General features: G+C 64.9%; 5 protein-coding genes. All 5 read left to right on the forward strand.

The window, feature by feature from the left end:
* Positions 1–407: 407 nt before the first annotated feature.
* Genes ACOZK4_RS24895 through ureC form a run of 5 tightly spaced genes read left to right on the forward strand, consistent with a single transcriptional unit; the run spans position 408 to position 4,149 of the window.
* Entirely contained in the window at positions 408–1,217 is an 810-nt protein-coding gene (locus tag ACOZK4_RS24895; RefSeq protein WP_421594370.1) for an urease accessory protein UreD, read from the forward strand.
* A 10-nt stretch (positions 1,218–1,227) separates the two neighbouring features.
* Entirely contained in the window at positions 1,228–1,530 is a 303-nt protein-coding gene (locus tag ACOZK4_RS24900; protein ID WP_421594371.1) for an urease subunit gamma, read from the forward strand.
* A 20-nt stretch (positions 1,531–1,550) separates the two neighbouring features.
* Positions 1,551–2,129 (forward strand): HupE/UreJ family protein, encoded by a 579-nt coding sequence (locus ACOZK4_RS24905; protein ID WP_421594372.1) that lies wholly within the window; start codon positions 1,551–1,553, stop codon positions 2,127–2,129.
* A gap of 2 nt (positions 2,130–2,131) precedes the next feature.
* Positions 2,132–2,437 carry an urease subunit beta gene (locus tag ACOZK4_RS24910; RefSeq protein ID WP_421594398.1) on the forward strand — a complete coding sequence of 102 codons (306 nt, stop codon included), beginning with the start codon at positions 2,132–2,134 and terminating at the stop codon, positions 2,435–2,437.
* On the forward strand, positions 2,437–4,149 hold the full coding sequence (gene ureC / locus ACOZK4_RS24915) for an urease subunit alpha (protein ID WP_421594373.1): 1,713 nt from the start codon (positions 2,437–2,439) through the stop codon (positions 4,147–4,149). The genes ACOZK4_RS24910 and ureC overlap by 1 nt, the downstream gene beginning before the upstream one ends.
* Positions 4,150–4,227 lie beyond the last annotated feature (78 nt).

Consider the following 4,227-nt stretch of genomic DNA (forward strand, 5'->3'; position numbering starts at 1 on the left):
TCGTCTGTTTATGCAAGGCTCACCGTCCGCGATGCCATCGCACCGATTCTAGCCTTCGGTTTTTTGACCGGCAATGTCCCATCTGGGACAGGGGCTGCCTTGTTGGCGGTCGGCCCGTACAATCTCACCCGCATGATCATATTCCGCCCATAGAGGCTGAAATTTGTGCTGATGCTTATTTTTCGGGCTCCGCTCTTTTCAGCGCGAAGGCGGCGGCGGTTCCGGAAGAGGTACTTTGCCGTCTTACTGCCTCCGAAATGAATGGCATGCCTCTTGCATCGCGATTGGAAAGTCACCGGGACCTGCAAGCCATGAGCGATTTCGACCGTGTTTTCTTTTCCGATTGTCCGGTTCGGTAGAGCGATCCGTTGATCGTCTTTCCCGCGCCAGAGCGTTCTGAGCCTTCCGTGACGCCTTTGCGGCTGCAACGTGCCGAAGGCAACGCGCGGCTTGCCCTTCATCGCCGCCATGGCGAGACGCGGCTGAAGACGCTCTATCAGGAAGGCTGCGTCAAGATCCGCCTGCCGCGGCCGTTACCGGGGCTGCCGCCGGAGGCGATCATAATCAACACGGCGGGCGGGCTGGCCGGTGGCGACCGTATCGCCACCGAAATTGAGATTGCCGAAACGACGGCTGCGACGATCTCCACGCAGGCCTGTGAGCGCGTCTATCGCTCGACGGGCGAGGCGGCGACGGTGACGAGCCGGCTGACGGTCGGTGCCGGAGCACGCCTTGCCTGGTTGCCGCAGGAGACGATCCTTTTCGACGGCGGACGGCTTTCCCGCCGGCTGGAAGCCGATCTGGAGGGGGATGCCGAGCTGGTGGCCATGGAGGCGGTGCTGTTCGGCCGCACCGCCATGGGCGAAATCCTCTCGCACGGCGAGCTGCATGATCGCTGGCGCATCCGTCGCGACGGCCGGCTGATCTTTGCCGAGGATTTTCGTATTTCCGGCGAGATCGACGCCAAGCTTTTCCGTCCGGCCATGCTCGCCGGCCGCACCGCCATGGCAACAGTCCTCTACGCCGGCCGCGAGCCGGAGCGGCTGCTGGACGCCGTCCGGACCCTTATCGGCGAAGACGGTGGGGCGAGTGCTTGGAACGGCAAGCTGCTGATCCGCCTCGTCGCCACCACCGGCCTTGCGCTGCGTCAGCGCCTCGAACCGCTTCTCTCCCTTCTCATCGGCGGCAATCCGCTGCCGAAAGTCTGGCAATTATAGGAACAGGCCCATGAACCTTACCCCCCGCGAAAAGGACAAGCTGCTGATTGCCATGGCCGCCATCGTGGCGCGCAAGCGGCTGGAGCGCGGCGTAAAGCTTAACCATCCCGAGGCCATCGCGCTGATCACCGATTTCGTGGTCGAGGGCGCGCGCGACGGCCGTTCTGTCGCCGACCTCATGGAGGCGGGCGCGCATGTCGTCAACCGCGACCAGGTAATGCAGGGCATCGCCGGGATGATCCACGACGTTCAGGTGGAAGCGACCTTCCCCGACGGCACCAAGCTGGTGACCGTGCACCAGCCGATCCGCTGATTTCCAGAAAGGATACGCGAATGAAAAGACTGTTTCTCGTCACCCTGCTCATGGCCGGTGCGGCCGCAAGCCCAGCCTTCGCTCATCTCGATCCGGCCGCGCATGGCTCGTTCGGTGCCGGTTTCTCCCATCCGCTGACCGGCGCGGATCATCTGCTCGCCATGGTCGCCGTCGGCCTCTGGGCCTCGCTGATCGGCGGGCGGGCGCTGTGGGCCGTGCCAGCTGCCTTCGTCGCGGCTATGAGCATCGGCTTCCTGGCTGCTCTCGCCGGATTTGGCCTGCCCTTCGTCGAGCCGGCGATTGCCGCCTCGGTCGTGGTGATCGGGCTTCTGGCGCTGGTCGCGCTTCAGGTTCCGACGGCGGTCGGCATGGCCGTGGTCGGCTTTTTTGCGCTGTTTCATGGGTATGCCCATGGTCTGGAACTTGGCGGCGCGAGCGGCCTTGCTTTCATGGGTGGCTTCGTTGCGGCGACCGCGCTGCTGCATGGCGCGGGCGTGGCGCTCGGCCTCAGCATCGGCGGGCATGCGGGGCGGATCGTCGCGCGGCTCGCCGGCGGCCTGACGGCGCTTGGCGGCCTCTGGCTGGTCGCGGGGGCATGACCATGATCCCTGGTGAAATCCTTACTGCCGAGGGCGATATCGTGCTGAATGAGGGCGCCGAAGCGCTAACGCTGACCGTCGCCAATACGGGCGATCGTCCGGTCCAGGTCGGCTCGCACTATCATTTCTTCGAGACCAATCCGGCGCTCGCCTTCGACCGGGCGCTGGCGCGCGGTATGCGACTCGACATCGCCGCCGGCACCGCGGTGCGCTTCGAGCCGGGGCAGGAGCGGCTGGTCCGGCTCGTGCCGTTCGGCGGAAAACGCGAAATCTATGGCTTCCGCCAGCAAGTGATGGGGAAACTCTGATGGCAGCTCAGCTCTCCCGCGCCGCCTATGCCCAAATGTACGGCCCGACCGTTGGCGACCGCGTGCGGCTTGCCGATACGGAACTCTTCATCGAGGTCGAGAAGGATTTCACCATCTATGGCGAAGAGGTGAAATTCGGTGGCGGCAAGGTGATCCGCGACGGCATGGGCCAGAGCCAGGTGACCCGCGCCGAAGGGGCGGTCGATACCGTCATCACCAATGCGCTGGTCGTCGATCACTGGGGCATCGTCAAGGCCGATATCGGCCTGAAGGGCGGGCTGATCGTCAAGATCGGCAAGGCTGGAAATCCCGATACGCAGCCGGGCGTCGATATCGTCGTCGGTCCCGGCACGGAGGTCATCGCGGGCGAGGGGCGTATCCTGACGGCGGGCGGCGTCGATGCGCATATCCACTTCATCTGCCCGCAGCAGATCGAGGAGGCGCTAATGTCGGGCGTTACCACGATGCTGGGCGGCGGCACGGGACCGGCGCACGGCACGCTCGCCACCACCTGCACGCCGGGGCCTTGGCATCTGGCGCGGATGATCCAGTCCTTCGATGCCTTCCCGATCAATCTCGGCTTGTCCGGCAAGGGCAACGCCTCGAAGCCGGCGGCGCTCGTCGAGATGATCGAGGGCGGGGCCTGCGCGCTGAAGCTGCACGAGGATTGGGGCACCACGCCGGCCGCCATCGACAATTGCCTTTCCGTCGCCGACGACCACGACGTGCAGGTGATGATCCATACCGACACGCTGAACGAAAGCGGCTTCGTGGAGGATACCATCGCCGCCTTCAAGGGCCGCACCATCCATGCCTTCCACACGGAAGGGGCGGGCGGCGGCCATGCGCCCGACATCATCCGCGTCTGCGGCCTTTCCAACGTCATCCCGTCCTCGACCAACCCGACGCGGCCCTATACGAAAAACACCATCGCCGAGCATCTCGACATGCTGATGGTCTGCCACCACCTGTCGCCGTCGATCCCCGAGGATATCGCCTTTGCCGAAAGCCGCATCCGCAAGGAGACCATCGCGGCGGAGGACATCCTCCACGATATCGGCGCGTTCTCGATTATCTCCTCCGACAGCCAGGCGATGGGCCGCGTCGGCGAGGTGCTGATCCGCACCTGGCAGACGGCCCACAAGATGAAGGTGCAGCGCGGCCGCCTGCCCGGCGAGACCGGCGACAACGATAACCTGCGCGTGCGCCGTTATATCGCCAAATACACAATCAACCCGGCCATCGCGCAGGGCCTGTCGAAGCATGTCGGGTCCGTCGAGGCCGGCAAGCGCGCCGATCTCGTCCTGTGGAACCCGGCCTTCTTCGGCATCAAGCCGGATATGGTTCTGGTCGGCGGCACCATCGCTGCCGCGCCCATGGGTGATCCGAATGCTTCCATCCCGACGCCTCAGCCGGTGCATTACCGACCGATGTTCGGCAGCTACGGGCGGGTTCCGGCGCTCTCCTCCGTCACCTTCGTCAGCCAGGCGGCGTTGGCCGGTGGGCTGAAGGCGCGGCTCGGCGTGACCAAGGACATGGTGGCGGTCGAGAACACCCGCGGCGGCCTTTCCAAGGCATCGATGGTGCTCAATGATGCAACACCGCATGTCGAGGTCGATCCGGAAACCTATGAAGTGCGCGCCAATGGAGAGCTTTTGACCTGCGAGCCTGCCACCGTGCTGCCCATGGCGCAGCGCTACTTCCTGTTCTGAGAGAGATCGTCTTGCCCTATCGCTCCACCGAAATCCTGCCGCCCGGCGCCGGCGGCGATCGTCTGCCGATCGACGTGG

Source organism: Shinella sp. M27, from assembly GCF_049199905.1.
Lineage (GTDB): Bacteria > Pseudomonadota > Alphaproteobacteria > Rhizobiales > Rhizobiaceae > Shinella.

Bases quoted from the DNA above. Each gene is read 5' to 3' on its own strand.
- ACOZK4_RS24900 (WP_421594371.1), top strand. From the start codon at position 1,228: ATGAACCTTACCCCCCGCGAAAAGGACAAGCTGCTGATTGCCATGGCC.
- ACOZK4_RS24905 (WP_421594372.1), top strand. From the start codon at position 1,551: ATGAAAAGACTGTTTCTCGTCACCCTGCTCATGGCCGGTGCGGCCGCA.
- ACOZK4_RS24910 (WP_421594398.1), top strand. From the start codon at position 2,132: ATGATCCCTGGTGAAATCCTTACTGCCGAGGGCGATATCGTGCTGAAT.
- ureC (WP_421594373.1), top strand. From the start codon at position 2,437: ATGGCAGCTCAGCTCTCCCGCGCCGCCTATGCCCAAATGTACGGCCCG.